Annotated in this window: 10 protein-coding genes and 1 pseudogene; 2 read left to right on the top strand and 9 right to left on the bottom strand. The window is 34.5% G+C overall.

The features are described from left to right. Window positions 1-1,183: 1,183 nt before the first annotated feature. The 8 genes from recG to F6K27_RS17825 all read right to left on the bottom strand — a co-directional run bounded on the left by recG (window position 1,184) and on the right by F6K27_RS17825 (window position 13,582). Entirely contained in the window at window positions 1,184-3,676 is a 2,493-nt protein-coding gene (gene recG, locus F6K27_RS17790) for an ATP-dependent DNA helicase RecG (protein ID WP_287277690.1), read from the bottom strand. 1,613 nt (window positions 3,677-5,289) lie between these two features. Then, window positions 5,290-6,282 (bottom strand): hypothetical protein, encoded by a 993-nt coding sequence (locus F6K27_RS17795; protein ID WP_124154312.1) that lies wholly within the window; start codon window positions 6,280-6,282, stop codon window positions 5,290-5,292. Window positions 6,283-6,584: 302 nt separating this feature from the next. Continuing rightward, window positions 6,585-7,244 (bottom strand): translation elongation factor Ts, encoded by a 660-nt coding sequence (gene tsf, locus F6K27_RS17800; protein ID WP_287277692.1) that lies wholly within the window; start codon window positions 7,242-7,244, stop codon window positions 6,585-6,587. Between the two features lie 426 nt (window positions 7,245-7,670). Beyond that, on the bottom strand, window positions 7,671-8,492 hold the full coding sequence (rpsB, locus tag F6K27_RS17805) for a 30S ribosomal protein S2 (RefSeq protein WP_124145725.1): 822 nt from the start codon (window positions 8,490-8,492) through the stop codon (window positions 7,671-7,673). 331 nt (window positions 8,493-8,823) lie between these two features. After that, on the bottom strand, window positions 8,824-10,221 hold the full coding sequence (locus tag F6K27_RS17810) for a glycosyltransferase family 39 protein (RefSeq protein WP_287277694.1): 1,398 nt from the start codon (window positions 10,219-10,221) through the stop codon (window positions 8,824-8,826). Window positions 10,222-10,696: 475 nt separating this feature from the next. Next, window positions 10,697-11,362, bottom strand: coding sequence for an HAS-barrel domain-containing protein (locus tag F6K27_RS17815; protein WP_287277695.1), 666 nt, complete (start codon window positions 11,360-11,362; stop codon window positions 10,697-10,699). Window positions 11,363-12,228: 866 nt separating this feature from the next. Beyond that, a complete protein-coding gene (locus F6K27_RS17820) occupies window positions 12,229-12,423 on the bottom strand; it encodes an NAD(P)H dehydrogenase subunit NdhS (protein WP_287277697.1) in 195 nt (64 codons plus the stop codon). Window positions 12,424-12,511: 88 nt separating this feature from the next. Beyond that, complete coding sequence (locus F6K27_RS17825; protein WP_287277699.1) at window positions 12,512-13,582, bottom strand: Mrp/NBP35 family ATP-binding protein; 1,071 nt, start codon at window positions 13,580-13,582, stop codon at window positions 12,512-12,514. A gap of 503 nt (window positions 13,583-14,085) precedes the next feature. On the opposite strand from F6K27_RS17825, the gene hemF reads away from it, so the two are divergent. After that, window positions 14,086-15,120 carry an oxygen-dependent coproporphyrinogen oxidase gene (gene hemF / locus F6K27_RS17830; RefSeq protein WP_287277701.1) on the top strand — a complete coding sequence of 345 codons (1,035 nt, stop codon included), beginning with the start codon at window positions 14,086-14,088 and terminating at the stop codon, window positions 15,118-15,120. A 68-nt stretch (window positions 15,121-15,188) separates the two neighbouring features. Beyond that, on the top strand, window positions 15,189-15,563 hold the full coding sequence (locus F6K27_RS17835) for an STAS domain-containing protein (RefSeq protein ID WP_287277703.1): 375 nt from the start codon (window positions 15,189-15,191) through the stop codon (window positions 15,561-15,563). 633 nt (window positions 15,564-16,196) lie between these two features. Here the strand turns inward: F6K27_RS17835 and F6K27_RS17840 are convergent. Then, a pseudogene (locus F6K27_RS17840) lies at window positions 16,197-16,883 on the bottom strand (chromophore lyase CpcT/CpeT). Window positions 16,884-17,594 lie beyond the last annotated feature (711 nt).

Raw genomic sequence — 17,594 nt, forward strand, 5'->3', positions numbered from 1 at the left:
GATCGCTCCATATCTAGAGAAGGAAAAGTAGGTTGCTTTGAGCTTAGTCTTTCCAGACTTTTGAGACTTTACTATTGCGTATGAAAAAATAGTGATGAATTTATTTTTGATTTTGAATTGAAAATTAGTTCCTGTTTGTTTGTCTGGAGCGATCGCTCAACATCTGGAGAAGGAAGAGTAGGTTGCTCCTAGTTAACTATTTCCAGACTTTTGAGACTTTACTATTGCGTATGAAATAATAGTGATGAATTTATTTTTGATTTGGAATTAATTAATTATTTCCTGTTTGTTTGTCTGGAGCGATCGCTCCATATCTAGAGAAGGAAGAGTAGGTTGCTCCTAGTTAACTATTTCCAGACTTTTGAGACTTTACTATTGCGTATGAAAAAATAGTGATGAATTTATTTTTGATTTTGAATTAATAATTAATTCCTGTTTGTTTGTCTGGAGCGCTACAACATCTGGAGAAGGAAAAGTAGGTTGGTCTGAGCTGAGTCTTTCCAAACTTTTGAGATTCTACTATTGCGTGATAGAAAAATAGTGATGAATTTATTTTTGATTTTGAATTAATAATTAGTTCCTGTTGATTTGTCTGGAGCGCTACAACATCTGGAGAAGGAAAAGTAGGTTGTTCTTAGTTAACTATTTCCAGACTTTTGAGACTTTACTATTGCGTATGAAATAATAGTGATGAATTTATTTTTGATTTTGAATTAATTAGGGCTTGCTGATTAAATATCAAAGCATTGACTGATATTGGTTTCAGCCTTTTTTTGCCTTTAAAAAGTGCAAGTTTTTCGGTCTAAAAAGCTCAAAAAGCTAGTATTTTGGGATGATTATGGCAGAAAAATCAAGGGATAATTCTTCCTACTGCCTCCTCGCTCATTCCCCATTTCTCCTGTCTCCTGTCTCCTGTCTCCTGTCTCCTACCCCTGCCAACAGACTTTCCATACGCAAACCCTAATTAATTATTTCCTGTTTGTTTGTCTAGAGCGATCGCTCCATATCTAGAGAAGGAAGAGTAGGTTGCTCCTAGTTAACTATTTCCAGACTTTTGAGACTTTACTATTGCGTATGAAATAATAGTGATGAATTTATTTTTGATTTTGAATTAATAATTAGTTCCCCTTGATTTGTCTATCTTCCCTACTCCCCCACTCCCTATCTCCCCAACTCCTGACTCCTAATTTAAAATCGACCCTCCCATTATCTTCTGATACCGCCATTCCAACTCCCTCCTCAACAAAGGCCAACTATTCAAACTTTCATCCTTCTCCATCACCCGAAAAGCAGCACCTCGCGCCAATTCCAAAACCTCCTGGTCTTCAACCAAACTCGCCAAAGCAAAATCCGGCAACCCAGACTGCTTTGTCCCCAACACCTGACCAGGTCCCCGCAAACGCATATCCATCTCCGCAATAAAAAATCCATCCTGAGACTGCTCCAACACTTTCAAACGTTCCACAGCATCAGTAGAACCCGCACCCCTCATCAACAAACAATAAGAGCGATGGACACCACGACCCACTCGCCCCCGCAACTGATGTAACTGAGATAAACCAAACCTTTCTGCATTTTCAATCAACATTACCGTAGCATTCGGTACATCCACCCCCACTTCCACCACAGTTGTAGATACTAAAATCTGAGTTTGATTATCCCGAAATGCACTAATTGTTTGGTCTTTTTCTACACTTGTCATTCTGCCATGAAGTAAACCTATTTGAAATTCTGGGAAAAATTTTTCAGCTAGTTTTTGATGTTCTTCAACTGCGGATTTTACATCCAATTTTTCTGACTCTTCAACTAAGGGTAAAACAACATAAACTTGTCTGCCTTGAACTATTTCTCGGCGCATTAAATCGTAAGCTTTTTTACGTTGTCTTCCAGTTAAAGTAGTTGTTTGAATTGGTTGTCTTCCTGGAGGCAATTCGTCTATTTGACTAACATCTAAATCTCCATGTAATGTCAAAGCTAAAGTTCTGGGAATGGGGGTAGCTGTCATTGCCAAAAAGTGGGGAGATTCTCCTTTTTGTTGCAATTTTGCTCTTTGTTGAACTCCAAATCTATGTTGTTCATCTATTACTACTAAACCTAATTTGTGAAAATTTACTGCTTCTTGAATTAGAGCATGAGTGCCTACTAATACTGGTAATTCTCCAGTCTCAAGTTGAGAGTGAATTTCTCGACGTTTTGCTACCTTTGTCGAACCAGTTAATAGTTCAACTGGCAAATGTAAAAGATTAAACCAAGCAACTAATTTTTTATAATGTTGTTCTGCTAATACTTCTGTTGGTGCCATTAAAGCAGCTTGATAACCTGCTTGAATTGCTGCTAACATCGCCACAACTGCTACTACAGTTTTTCCTGCTCCTACATCTCCTTGTACTAATCTTTTCATTGATTCAGGTTTTTGTAGGTCATTGAGTATTTCATTAACTACTCTTTTTTGAGCATTAGTTAATGCAAATGGAAGTAATTTATAGAATTGCTCGATTAATTTTCCTGTAGTTGGTAAAGCTATTCCTGTTTCTACTTTTTTTTGTAGTTGCCGACGTTTCAATAATCCTAATTGTAGGTAGAAAAATTCATCAAAAACTAAGCGACGACGAGCTGCTGCTAAACAATCTCGATCTATAGGAAAGTGAATATTTTTAATCGCATTTTTTAAATCTATTAATTGATATTGATTTAGTAATGCTTCAGGCAATGTATCTGATAATTGTTCTGCTGTTGGTAAAACTGTAAATATTGCTCTTCTAACAACATCTGCTCCTACTCCATCTGTTAAGGGATAAACTGGTACTAAACGACCAACTTTCATTGATTCAATTTTACCCCCTTCACTATCAAGAACTTCTATTTCTGGGTTATCTAAATTTTTTCCATATTTGTTTTCTTTAACTAAACCTGAAGCAGCTACTGTTGCACCGACTGGATAGATTTTTTTCTGCTGCATTTGCCAACCTTTATTACTAAATCTAGGTCCGGCAAAAAAGCGACTTATTTTGATTTGACCTGTAGCATCTGTGAGAGTAAGTTCAAGAATGGTTAATTTCTTATTTTTCGGGCTAGAAAAACAGTTAAATCGTTTAACTTTGCCAATTATTGTGACAGTTTCTCCAGGTTCTAGGTCGCGAATATGTACTTGACGAGCATAATCTATATGGTCTCTTGGGTAATAATAAAGTAATTCTCTAACTGTATATAATCCTAATGTCGCTAGGCGATCGCTGTTTCTTTTGCTAATATCTTTGACTTCTGTTAATGGTTGTTCTACATCAAGTTTATCGCTGTATTTTTGAGAAGTAACGGAGTTGCTTTTTAGTGTTTTTTGACTTTTTTTTTCTGATTTAACTCTCTCTTTTTTTATTGTTTCTTCTGGTTTTACACCTTCAGAAATATATTGCATTTTTTGTAAAAAATATTTAGTTGTTTCTAGTAATTTTTGTCGCTCTTCTCTGGTCATTTCTGGATAGCTGACAAATTGATTAGATATCTCCTGAAATTGATTTTGATAACCTTTTAATATTATTGGTGACTTGCTCAAACTGATACTTAAAAAGTCATTAAATATATATTGTTTTCCCTGGATATTTTGAAATCCATATTGTACTTCTACTGACAAAGCTTTTTGTAGTCTTTCCCAGTCTATATTTTCTCTTTCATTATTCATGACATATTATTTCTGTAATATTTTCTTAGTCGCTCATTTATAGAAATTCACACTTAAATAAATATCAGCATTCAGTTTTTTGACTTCTTTTATTTTGCTTTCTTTGAGGAAATCCATTTATATATTTAATGAATTTATTCATTAAATATATATTGTTTTCCCTGGATATTTTGAAATCCATATTGTACTTCTACTGACAAAGCTTTTTGTAGTCTTTCCCAGTCGATATTTTCTCTTTCGTTATTCATAGCATATTGTTTCTATAATATTTTCTTAGTCGCTCATTTATAGAAATTCACACTTAAATAAATATCAGCATTCAGTTTTTTGACTTCTTTTATTTTGCTTTCTTTGAAGAAATCCATTTATCTACCTATAATATATACAGCAGATTGCAGATAAATGAGGTACACATAAGAATGGTCAAGTGTTTGTCGTGTGAGCATCTTGCCCGCGACTGGTGTACCTTACTAATATGAAATACGCTGTAGAATAATATTTTAATCAGAGTTGACTGTAGATTGAGATAGACAAGTTAATAAATTTCATAATTCTGTGCCATTTCACATAAAATTCGTATAACAACCAATAGACATCTCCGGAAAAGAGGGAGTAGGGAGTAGAGAGTAGGGGGGAAAGAATTGATGATTTATCTATGATAATTAATTTGGTTTTTTATTATTGGAGATGTCTAATATTTAATACCAAGGATGATAAACTTTTGCTACAAATAGCTAGGATATTTCTTAGGAGTCAACCCACCCCTAACCCCTCCCAGGAGGGGAAGTCAGGAGTCAGAAGTCGTATGGGAATGGCTTCAATACCATTTTTGACCTAGGAAATTCTCTTTTTTCTCCAAGGGACATCTCCTTTAAAGTCTTTTAATCATGCTTATTATTCGTAACATTCTTTTTTCAAAATGGTATAACACCTAATAACTAATTCTCTGCCACCTCACATAAAATTAGTTATAGCGCTGTGCGCAGGCAACAGGCAACAGGCAACAGGCAACAGGGGGAATAAATTGCTTATAATATAAGACTTTTAGCTATTTGGCCTCTCCTGCAATTTGTAAATATACCAGCGCTCATTGCTATATCTACCAAATTAATGAATAAGCAAGAAAAAATTAAGAAAAAACTCCTTTTAGGCATGATTTTCCAATTACCTTTTTGTATAATTAATCAATAATAATTAGCATAAATTCTGTCCTCGAATTACTTTAGTGTGAAAATTTTTAGCCCATATAATCTTAATGTATAGCAGAAATTACTTATCTAGGCGATTAGTTATCTAGAAAAGAAAAATATTGCATTGTCTGAATTTTAAGCTTTTGATATGTCAAATACAGTAATAGCGACTGCTATATTTACCACAAATTTTATCGAATAACTAAGGTTTAAAGCTTAATTAAATCAAGGATAAAAAAGAAAAAAAATTATTTATAGAACTCCGTTCCACTGAAATGACCAAAAAACCTTCGTCCTTCTACTCCTCTTTACTTCTTCTTTCTTCCCTCCTGACTTGGTTCTTCCCCTCCTGGGAGGGGTTAGGGGTGGGTTGACTCCTAAGTAATTAAGATTAATATCATACACATGCTTGAGCAACACCAATTATTCTTCATACCAACTAGAACGCCATGCTGACTCTGCCTCTATTACAGCTCGTTCACGTTGCTTTTTACGATATTCTCGCTGCAATTGGTTAAGTCTTCGATCAAGGTTACGAATTTTATTACGCCAGGCAGTAATATTAATATCAGTAAATTCTATTTCAGATAATCTGAGATTTACTGCTATAACTTTAGTAACTCTAGAATTTTTTTCTTCTTCTGGATCTTCTGCTTCAATTAATAAATTTAATAAATTAGGTTTTCCACCTAAAGGAGTATCACCTGATTCCATTTTTGTCGCAGCTTCTAAAACTTTTTTCGGTATTTTTTTCGGTAGTATTTCTGCATTTTTAAGGATGCAATTTGCCTGATGAGAAATTTTTTTGAGGATTTCAGGTATTTGCCTTTCTATATTCTCTTGCCAAGATATTAATGTATCTAAATTATCTAATTTATCAATAATATTTTCTGGGGAATTTTCTATTTCTTCTGTTTCAATTTTATTCAAATTTTCTTCTATCCGATCTGCCAATTTTTGCTCTTTATTATCAGATGTTTGAGTTGGAAATAATACAGCAGAATCAAATTCTATGTTTGTCTTTTGGTCTTTTAGTGGGGATGTTACTTCTTGCTGCTCCCCATCTTCTTCACTCAAAAGACTTATCATTAATTCTGGTGCTGAAGTCCCATCTAAATTTTGCTGTTCTTCTGGATTTTGTTCTAATAATTCTTCTAATTCTCTAACTGGTAATTTTGCTATTTCTCGCAACTCTGACTGCATTTTTTGTCGCTGAGGAAATGATAAATTAAGAAAAGCTTCTGGATATCCTTGAGTACATATATGATAACTAGCAAAAATTAATTGTTGGCCTATCCCTTGACCTAATACTTTGAAATAACCTTCATAAGTACCATAAAATTCTTTGGCAATTTCAGCGATCGCTACTTCTATTTCTTTCAATTTTTCCTCTACTTGCCTTGCTGCTCCCACCATAGTGAATTATTTTCTATCTATCAACAATTAAAAATTAAAAATAAACAGATTATCTCTGCTATTTTGTAAGCATTCAGCCGTCAGCTATCAGCATTTCTCTACGGGATGCTACGCAAACAGCTATTGCTTGCGTGTTTTAGATAAAAGCTTTACTAATTGAGGCAGGGTAAATTTTACTATAAAAGCTGACTTTAAATTCTATGTTCATTTAAACCCCCTCTTGAAAGCTAATAGCTGTTTGCGCAGCATTCCACAGGAAATGCTTACGCTATTCTTAATTTTTAATTATGATTATTTATCAATTATTCCTTTGCCATTTGTGCTGCTACTTCTTCAGCAAAATTCTCCTCTTTTTTCTCAATACCCTCTCCCAAAACAAATCGTGTAAAACGACGTACTTGTACTTTTTCACCTAACTGAGCGCTAGTTTCCTTAACCAACTCTGCCACTGTGACATTTTGGTCTTTAATATAAGGTTGATCCATTAATGTTAATTCTTTGAGTCGCTTTTCTATTCTTCCCTGAACTATTCTTTCCCTAATATTTTCCGGCTTTTTACTAAGGTCTTCTCTACCCATTTCTATAGATTTTTCACTCTCCACAAATTCCGTAGGAATCTCATCTACTGAAATATATTCTACCTGTGGACAAGCTGCTATTTGCATAGCAATACTTTTCACTAAATGTTTGAATGCTTCATTCCGGGCAACAAAATCTGTCTGACAATTTACTTCTACTAAAACGCCAATTCTGCTACCTGTATGAATATAACTTTCAACCAGTCCTTCTGCTGCTACTTTACCCTCAAGTTTTCCTGCAGAAGCAATACCTTTTTGTCTTAGCCATTCTGTAGCCTTAGTAATATCGCCATTATTTTGCTCGAGAGCTTTTTTGCAGTCCATCATGCCTGCGCCTGTTGCTTTACGCAATTCTTGAACTAACTTTGCAGATATTTCTGGCATATTTTTTATTCCTCAATTTAACTTGACTACAATTTTAATATTTAGGAATTAATCCTACTTTAGTGCCTTAATTTAAAGTAGGCTTTTTAGAAATAATTTACGTTGTATTTTATCCCTAAAAACCCCACCTCAACTACTCAATAATATTAAAGCATTCAGCTATCAGCAGTCAGCTATCAGCAATTCGTAATTATAGTCATTTTAGTTTAGATTAAGAGAAGTATTTTTTGCGGTGAAAGGGTTTCCGCCGAAAAAGTATTTCATTCTTATTTAAAATGACTATATTCATTACTTCTAAGGTTTTTGTCCTGGAACCCATGGCAGTAACTTTGTATTATTTTTCAATTTTAAAGGTTGCTTTTACGCATACTCAAAATTAATAGCTGATAGCTAATAACTGACGGCTGAATGCTTACCTAGAATTTTTTATTCTTCTTCATTATTTTCTGCTGATGACTCTTCCTGATCATCACTTACATTAAATTCTTCTTCCGCTCCATCATAATCATAATCTTCTTCATATTCTTCATAGCTATCATAATCTTCTTGATCCAGTGTTTCTAGTTGACCATGACGACCTTCATAGATAGCATCAGCCAACTTACCTACTATAAGTTTGATTGAGCGGATAGCATCATCATTAGCTGGAATTGGAATATCAACCTGAGTCGGGTCACAATTTGTATCCAACAAAGAAACTATAGGAATATCCAACTTCTGACATTCTTGAACAGCATTATACTCTCGTCGCTGGTCTACCATGACAACTCCATCTGGCAAGCGACGCATATTTTTAATACCCCCCAGATATTTTTGTAACTTAGCCATTTCACGACGGAGAACCGAAGCTTCTTTTTTCGGGAGTAAATCTAGTGCCCCATTTGCTTCACGACGCTCTAGGTCTTTGAGTCTTTCTACCCGAGTTTTAATAGTAGTCCAGTTAGTGAGCATCCCACCTAACCAACGTTGGTTAATATAATAAGCTCCACATCTACTAGCCTCTTGAGCGATAATACCAGCAGCTTGACGCTTTGTACCAACAAATAAGAATTTTTTTCCTTGTTCAGAGGCAGTTCTAATATAGTCGTAAGCTTCTTCCATTAATTGAGCTGTTTGAACAAGGTCAATAATATGAACGCCGTTACGCTCTGTAAAAATATACTGGGACATTCTTGGATTCCAGCGACGGGTCTGATGCCCAAAGTGGACTCCTGACTCTAACAATTGAGCCAAACTAACAACTGGCATAATTATAATCTCCTATTCGGGTTTAATCCTCCATCCAGGTGCATTCTCATAGATTCTTAATCTGTAGAACACCCGACTACCCAGATGTGCGATTTTAGACAACTTTTCTAGCTTATCATATAAATTATTACTAATACTACTAATATACCAATCTGAAAAAACTTAATGGTTGCTTGGCAAATTTGTTGATTGACCAAGATCATACAACTTTCAAAAAAGGGCGTTGCTGAAATGTAATGGTAAGTAACTGAAGGTAAAATTGAAAAACTTATGTTTTGCATTGATACTTAATTTAAAAATCATTACCATTCAGCAATGTCCAAAAAATAGGTTATTTTAAAGACTTTAAAATATAGTGATCGACAGCAGAAATATCATTGCTTTTTGAATAGAATTTGTTTATATATGAGTCAACATCACTAGATGTATATATAAAACCCTTAAATCTACCGATTAAAATTTGTTCAGGGCGATATTTTACAAGTAATTCATATACTTCATCTTGAGTCAGTTGGCCTGTCTTTATGCGCTTAGTAGAGAACACCGCAATTTCTGGAGGAACAAGTAAATCTGCATAAAAACCATAAATTGGAACATCTGTAAATAGCCATTTTGTTGAATTTTTATGCTTTATTAGACGATTTATAACTGCAAATTGTGGTTCATAGTTTTTTTGAAGACTAGGAATATCTTTTGAAACTTTAGGTTTTAATGTTAATAATGCAAATATCATTAAAATCAATGAAATACTTGCCCAAAAATAATTTCCTAATCTAAATTCTCGTTGCTGAAAAAGGTCAAAGAATGGAACAGATGCATAAGCGGTCAACCAAGCCATAGGAATAGCAATGAGACAATAATGATGTGGCCATACTGGTCTATGATTTAAAAGAAGCAATGTTCCTGTTCCTAGCCATGCAACTGGAAATATACCTTCCCATCTATGCCTCACAAAAACTACTAATATACCGAAAATAGCTAAAGAAAATAGATCGTAATCTTTATTGATGATGACTTTACTTAGCTTTTCAAAACCATTTTTCATGGTAAATGCAGCTTGAATTTCTTCTCCAAAATGAGTACCAAAAAGCTGTTGATAGCTTAACTCATTAAATAATAATGAAACAATCAAGAAAATAACAACTAAACTTATTATCCAAAGTAGTAAAGGGTACATCAATTTACTTCTTGGCTTCTGATTTGATTCAAAATTAATTTTATTGACATCAAATAGAACAAGTAAAATAATTGGGATTAAAAAAACTGTAAAAAATTTAATTTTTAAAGACAATGCAAAAAGAACACCGGAAATAATCAATAAATATTTTTGCTGACTCTTTTTGTAAATAAATAAAAAGTAGATAGAAATTACCCCTAAAGATAATGAAGGAATTCCGATCATAACAGCACTACTAAATCTGATAAACCCTGATGAAGCAGCCAATGATATTGCTCCAATAATAGCTGGGAATATTCCTAAAGAAATACGAATAGTTTCAAAGAAAAACCATATTAGTAATGCTGAAAAAATTACAGTCAAAAGGCGTGCTGAAAAAACAGATTTTCCAACTATACTAAACCATAATGAAAGCAGGGCTGGGAAAAAGAAAGGCTGATCGCTCCAAATTTCTGTCTGCGGTGAGTAACCTTGCATATAAAGTGAAGCCCTCATTAATTGAAGCCCCTCATCAAAATTGAGTTGGAATTCCTCCTTTAAGGGAACAACCATAGGTACTATGATAATTGCTAGTACTAGATACAGTAGAAGTAAAAATATGTACAATATTTTTCGTTTAATAATCATGTTTGGGGTGCATCTCAATATTTGCAAAAATACTTTTTTCCTATATATTCCCTGTTGCCTGTTGCTTTCCGGAGCTTTTGCCTAAAAGCGATAAATTTTTGGCTTTATTCAAAATTGAGATGCACCCCATTTTTGAGTTATGAATTTGATTAGTCAACTTAACTAAATATCTTAGTTTAGTCTAGCTTTGATTAAATTGTACTTCTCCTAACTATAACTGACAAAAACTTTGTATTGGAAATATAGCAATCCGCGCATAAGTTGCGGGTAATCAAAAAGTAGATAAAAAAACTGAAACTCCAATCTGTTCCCTGTTCCCTGTTCCCTAAAAGCGGTAAGATTTTTATACACAAATAAAATAGGATTGCTATAGTTCAATATTTACTGGATAAACCAGGTTTTAAGGATGTATTTGCCCTAATATTATTTTTAAGCGGTCATAATCATCTCTCAATAAAACACTCATATTTCTACCTGCCTGAACTAACCAATTACGGTCGGCTTTTCTCAGTTGATAAATTTCTCTAATAGTAGCAGCTACTAAAGCATCAACAGGAGCATTAAATAACTGTAATAAAGTCCGCAAAAAATCTAATTTTTCACTAAATCTAATTATTTCTTCTGATTCACATAAATAAACTGCTTGATGAATTTGAGGTGGACGGGGTGGAAGATATTGGTAAATTCTGCCATTTTCTGCTGTAGAACCATTTAATTCTTCTTGAGACTTAAAACCTACTATTGCTACCCTAAATTCTGTCTTCAACATAGCAAAAATTTGTGGTTGTTGTTCCCGTAACTGAGCTAAAGACATCCCTAAAGCTCTTGCTCTATGTACTGAATCAATAGGCAAGGTAGTTGCATAATAAACCACTCCATAAATCTGATTTCCTGATTGTTCATCCTCCGATTTTACCCAAGTACCAAAAGCAGGCATCATCGGAAAATCTAGCTCATCTGGTTCTAAACATTGAGCCAAAAATTCTGTTGTTGCTGTTTCTATTACTTCAGCTATGTAATTGTTCTGACGATTTGTATTAGCAAATTGGGGTAAAGGAAGACGCATAAGTATATAAGAAGGTGGTAGGTTGTAGGTGGTAACTTGTAGGTTTTAGGTGGTAGATGATTAAGATTTAACCCAAAAACTCATCTTGATGTTTTTCTACAATTAATAATTACCTCTCCTTAAAATTTATAGAATTGGAAAACAGAATTTTTTTCTTGATTTCCACAGGAAATAAAAGACTTTAAACCTGAATTATTAAGTAATGAAAAACAACTTAGTATTTACTAACTAAATTATTTGGCGTTGCTGAGTGGTAATGATTTTGAGATTAACTTTGGGCGCAAAACATCAGTTTTTCAATTTTACCTTCAGCTAATAGACATCTCCAAGAATCAAAAATCAATATCTATATCCCAAATAAATTATCAATTCTTTCCCCTCCACCGGAGGGGGAGGGGCGAGGGGTGGATTCCCTACTGCCTACAGCAAAGCTGCCTACTCCCTATGGGTGGAGTAGATGTCTAATTATCATTACATTTAAGCAACGCCAATTATTTTTTCTTGCCACCTGCCGTTGCATCTACTACAGGGGTTTTCATTTCGGTCACTGTAGTGACATTCCATGGAACTTCCCTACAGGATTTTGATTGTGGCGATGTAATTCATCAATATGAAAAGTGCTGTAACTCTAATTATGAGAGTCTAAATGTTACTAACTTATCCCAAAGTATTGAAGAAGGTTGTAGGTGGTAAATAATTAAGATTTAATCCAAAACATCATACCATTCTTGATGTTTTTCTACAATTAATAATTACCTCTCCTTCAAGTTATATAATTTGTTTTGCTCTTGATTTATTCTTGCAAATAAAAGACTTTCAACCTGAATTGTTCAGTAATGAAAAAAATCTAGTATTTACTAGCTAAATTATTTTTTCTTGCGACCTGCCGTTGCATCTACTAACTCTAATTCTGAGATCCTAAATGTTACTAACTTATCCCAATTTCCACCTTCAAATAATACAGCAGCTTTACCGTCACTTACTCGTTGAACTTGTCCTTGAAATCCATAATAAGTATCACTAATATTTTTAACTTTAACTGCTACACCAGGTAAAATCATAGTTTTCTACTCCTATCAAAAATTTTCTCAATTTTAGGAAAATGAAGGCTTTTCCATTGTAATATTTTTGGCATCTATAAATCTTATTTTATGCCAAAGCTACAACAGAAACTCTACCAGCAATTTTTTGAGCGATCGCTTTCAACTCTTGAGCTGAACTAGAGTTAGGAGCGCCAACTACAATAGGAACTCCACTATCTCCACCTTCTCTAACAGGCATTTCCAAAGGAACCCCTCCAAGTAGTGGTACACCTAGTTCCTCTGCTGTTCTTTTTCCACCACCAGAACCAAAAATGTCATACTTTTTCTCTGGCATATCTGGAGGGACAAAATAACTCATATTTTCAACTATTCCTAATACAGAAACCCCTAACTGCTGAAACATTTTTAGACCTTTGCGAGAGTCTAATAATGCCACTGTTTGAGGAGTTGTTACAATTACCACTCCAGACATAGGAACAGCTTGAGCTAATGTTAATTGAGCATCCCCAGTACCAGGAGGCAAGTCTACCAATAAATAATCTAAATCACCCCATTGCACTTGGTACAAAAATTGTCGGATAATTCCATTCAACATTGGACCACGCCAAATTACAGGTTGATCTTTATCAATTAAAAAAGCCATAGAAACCAACTTTACTCCATGATTAAAAGCTGGTTCCAGGACTTCTCCAGACTGTCCTGCTTGTACCATAACTTTAGCATCTGCTAGACCTAACATCGTTGGGTCGTTAGGGCCATAAATATCAGCATCAATCAAACCCACTTTAGCGCCCATTTGAGCTAATGCCACAGCTACATTCACTGCTACTGTGCTTTTACCCACTCCACCTTTACCACTAGAAACAGCAATAATATTTTTCACTCCATCAATACCTTGGCGGTCGGGTATAGTTTTCTGCTGAGGAGTCTCTGCTGTGACATCTACTATTACTTCCTTCACCCCGGGAAGTTGCTTGACAGCTTTTTGACAGTCTTCGACAATAAATTCTCGTAATGGACAAGCTGGAGTTGTCAATACTAAGGTGAACTCAACTTGTCCATCTTTAACTTTAATATTGCGAATCATATTTAGTTCCACCAAACTCTTTTGCAGTTCGGGGTCTTGTACTGGTCGTAAAACATCTAAAATAGATTGAGTCTCAGGTATAGTGGACATATAACATCCTTCAAAAATTAAATTTTTATTACATTATATCTGTTATTTGCAAGATAATGTTAAATATTTTATTCACTTAATTACTAATAATTAAATTAATTATTAATTTGATATTTTAATAAAAGTAATGAATCTTAACCTAAGAATTAATGTAATTTAGGTCGTCTAGAGAAATGATTGCCAATGAGATAAAAAATTAAATTTAGTAATTAGTAAAAGAATCAATAATAACTAGCTACAAAATCTTTTTTAAGCCATCAATAATTTATCGTCTGCAATATCATAATCATATAGTTTAGATGTAAATAAATAGGCAAGAGTAATTCAATAATTAAGAATTATAGTTGAGTATTTGACATCTTCTGATGACAAGATAGGTTGATTTACTCAAAAAAAACTGGAAAAAACAGGAAAATTTTACTAGACGATCGATAGCATGGTAGGATAAAAAGTCTGGAAAGATACATATAATTTTTAGCCAATTTGAAACACATATTGTACCTATGACAGCTTCCACTGAAACTCAAAAAACAACACCTCTATCTCTATCACTGGGTAGTACCCAAGGTCGAGTCAGTAAATTTATGCAGGATATACAAGATGAAATTTGTCAAGGACTGGAGCAACTAGATGGAATAGGCAAATTTAAAGAAGACCGTTGGGAACGCCCAGGTGGTGGTGGAGGAAGGTCTCGTGTAATTAGAGACGGTGCGGTTTTTGAACAGGGAGGAGTTAACTTTTCAGAAGTGTGGGGAGATAAACTACCACCAAGCATACTAGCACAAAGACCAGAAGCCGAAGGTCATGGTTTTTATGCGACCGGCACTTCAATGGTACTGCACCCTGAAAATCCTTATGTACCAACAGTGCATCTTAATTATCGCTATTTTGAAGCAGGACCTGTATGGTGGTTTGGTGGAGGTATAGATTTAACACCTTACTATCCCTATGCAGAAGACGCAAATCACTTTCATCAAACTATTAAAGCAGCCTGTGACAAAAGCCATAAAGAGTATTATCCTGTATTTAAAAGATGGTGTGACGAGTATTTTTACTTAAAGCATCGTCAAGAAATGCGAGGTGTAGGAGGTATCTTCTTTGATTATCAAGATGGTCAAGGAGAATTATACAAAGGGCCAGATAGTCAAGGACCAGCAGCAATCTATAGTCAGCAGTTAGGAGTTCCTGAATCTCGTAATTGGGAATCCTTATTTACATTTGTACAAAATTGTGGTATATCATTCTTGCCAGCATATAAAACAATAGTAGAGCGACGGCAACCCATGGAATATGGCGATCGGGAACGCAACTTTCAGCTATACCGACGTGGCCGTTATGTTGAATTTAATCTAGTGTATGACAGAGGTACAATTTTTGGATTGCAAACCAATGGTCGTACAGAGTCAATCTTGATGTCTTTGCCACCTTTGGTTCGTTGGGAATATGGCTACAGTCCAGAACCCAATACACCAGAAGCTGAACTATATGAAGTATTTTTAAAGCCTCATGATTGGGCTAACTGGAAACCAAATCATTAATTTATCTGAGTTAAACTACAGTTATATGGGCAAACACCATAGTTTATATCATCCCGAGGGAAGGGTCAGTGATTCATATTGAGCAAAAAACCCACACAACTCAGGACGGCACAACAGTAATCGTCCTAGCACCAACTGGACGCTTGGATATCACAACAGCTTGGCAGTTTCGCCTCAAGTTGCAGGAATGTATCTCCAAACTAAGTCGTCATGTAGTGGTCAATTTAGGTCAGGTTAATTTTATTGATAGTTCTGGACTTACATCTTTGGTAGCAGGCATGCGAGATGCTGACAAAGTTAACGGTAGTTTCCGAATTTGTAGTGTTCATCCAGAAGCCAAACTGGTATTTGAAGTAACCATGATGGATTCTGTGTTTGAGATTTTTGAAACAGAACAAGAAGCTCTTGATTATCGTGATGTCCGTGAAGGGAATAGAGCTTAAACAGTGTTGAGTTTAAGCAGAACTTAATCAATTTTATATCTAAACAAACTGTCCAGCAGAGTACTTCTTTAATAAATTCAAATTAGATTGAAATGGGATTACCAAGACCAGTCACAATACAGTAAAAGTATATAGCTGACAAGATGATTGTCAATTAGTCATCATAAATTGTCATTATTTTAGTAAGGGTATGTTGGGTTTTTCAGTCCTATTTACCATTATTATTTAGAACTATTGGTGAATTTTCCTTGGATTAAAGGCTGACAATTTTGTTTAACAAAAAGTTTTATGGTAAATCCACTGAATCTTCTAGAATTGGTGTCAGTAAAAGTTATCATAGTTTTTGTAGAAACTGACTTTTTGTTGATGACTAAATGCAGACATTAATTTGTTCTAGCTTGGCATCAGTTCAAAATCCCCAATCAGAATTTTAATTGCACTTGTTTAGAATGTGTTGTTTTTGCCTTATGGTATACCTTACTTGCAATTAATGCAAATTCAGTGGTTATGGATTTGTTATTTGGTTAAATATATATTTAAGTTGAACTCAGAGTTAAGCTTAATAATCTGAATGGCTGCCAATTATTAAAAACTGGTGGCCTTTTTTGAGAAATTAGAATATTACTGCACTACTTATAACATCAGTTCTGAACTAAAGCTACGACTTTTCATAAATTTATATAGCCCCAATAAAGCCCCCCAAGTACCTTTACCTGTTTGCGGATCTATACCTTTGTCATAACTAAGAAACTCTTGAGCGTTAACTTCAAAACCTAGTTAAACTTGGTAATATTGACTTTGATAGGTAAAGCCACAAACTGCATCAGGAGGTAGAATAGCTTGAAAATATTCATTATCTTGGCCATAGTTGTGATTGATCACTTCTAGAGTGCAACCAGGTAAAAACTTCATTTGGCTAGGTTTAAGCTGTTTAAGAATTTCTGGGTTTTTCCCCGACCCGAGAATAGAAGGCACATCTTTTGGTAAATAGTACTGAATTTGTAAGGATGTGGAACTATCTGAGGATGTGGGACTATCTGATAATTGTCGAAGTTGCATAATTCTAGGTCGATATGGTTGGTCTAATTTGAGAATATTTGCTTGCTCGGCAAATAAAGCAATGCTAGGTTCTGGAAACAGAGTAATAGGGACCGGTCTGTGCCATAGTCGAAGCTGAACATACCATGCGGGGTCTGCGATCGCCTGGGTAGAATTATCAAATTCGCCAGCAAGATATCTAGCTAAAGATATTAACTCTGGAGAAAATTCATATTGATTTTTGATTTTGATTAAAATAATTATACAGATTACCTCAAGTATTAATTTAAATAGCTTCTAGCTATGTAGTGGTTAGCATTTTGTGAAACATAAAATGAACAGTAAGTAAAAACTATCTACTGAAATTGCTATGGAGGCTTGGTAAAATAGACTCTAAGTTGCAATTGTTTTAGAGTATTCCGTAATCTTGAAGGCTGAAGGCTATTTTCAACTTTAAAATCAAAGAAAATTAATTATAGTTTTATGTTTAATCCTTACTTGTGCTATTTTTAACTAAATTATCATAATTTAAAGGTTGGAAGCGACAACTTTTAAAGCATTGACTGTAGCAAAGTTGTAAAATATATATAGTCTATATATACACAATATGCTACAACCAAATTTGTGATGGAAAACAATTACCTTGTTTATACCTGGTTGTGTCACCACAATTCCTAATAGGACTAATAGGAAAGACAAGGTAGTTGGCCTAATATTTGTGTAGTAGTTTTCGAGAAGATTAAAATAATTCGTACTTGGCCTTTAAGTTGAATATTATATTCAACTGTGCCATACAGTCACGATCAATTAAACCAGTAAGAACTAGGGCGTGTCATCAATTAAAGAGGTTGACATTAAAAGTATAGTATGCTTATGAAGAATAACTACAGGAATAATATGCTAAGGACTGCTCTAAATGACTAGACGTTATGGTTTGCGTGACGACCAATGGGAACGCATTCAACATTTACTACCAGGCCGTGAAGGAACTGT

It is taken from the genome of Okeania sp. SIO2F5 (genome assembly GCF_010692685.1).
In the GTDB taxonomy this organism is placed as follows: Bacteria; Cyanobacteriota; Cyanobacteriia; order Cyanobacteriales; family Microcoleaceae; genus Okeania; species Okeania hirsuta.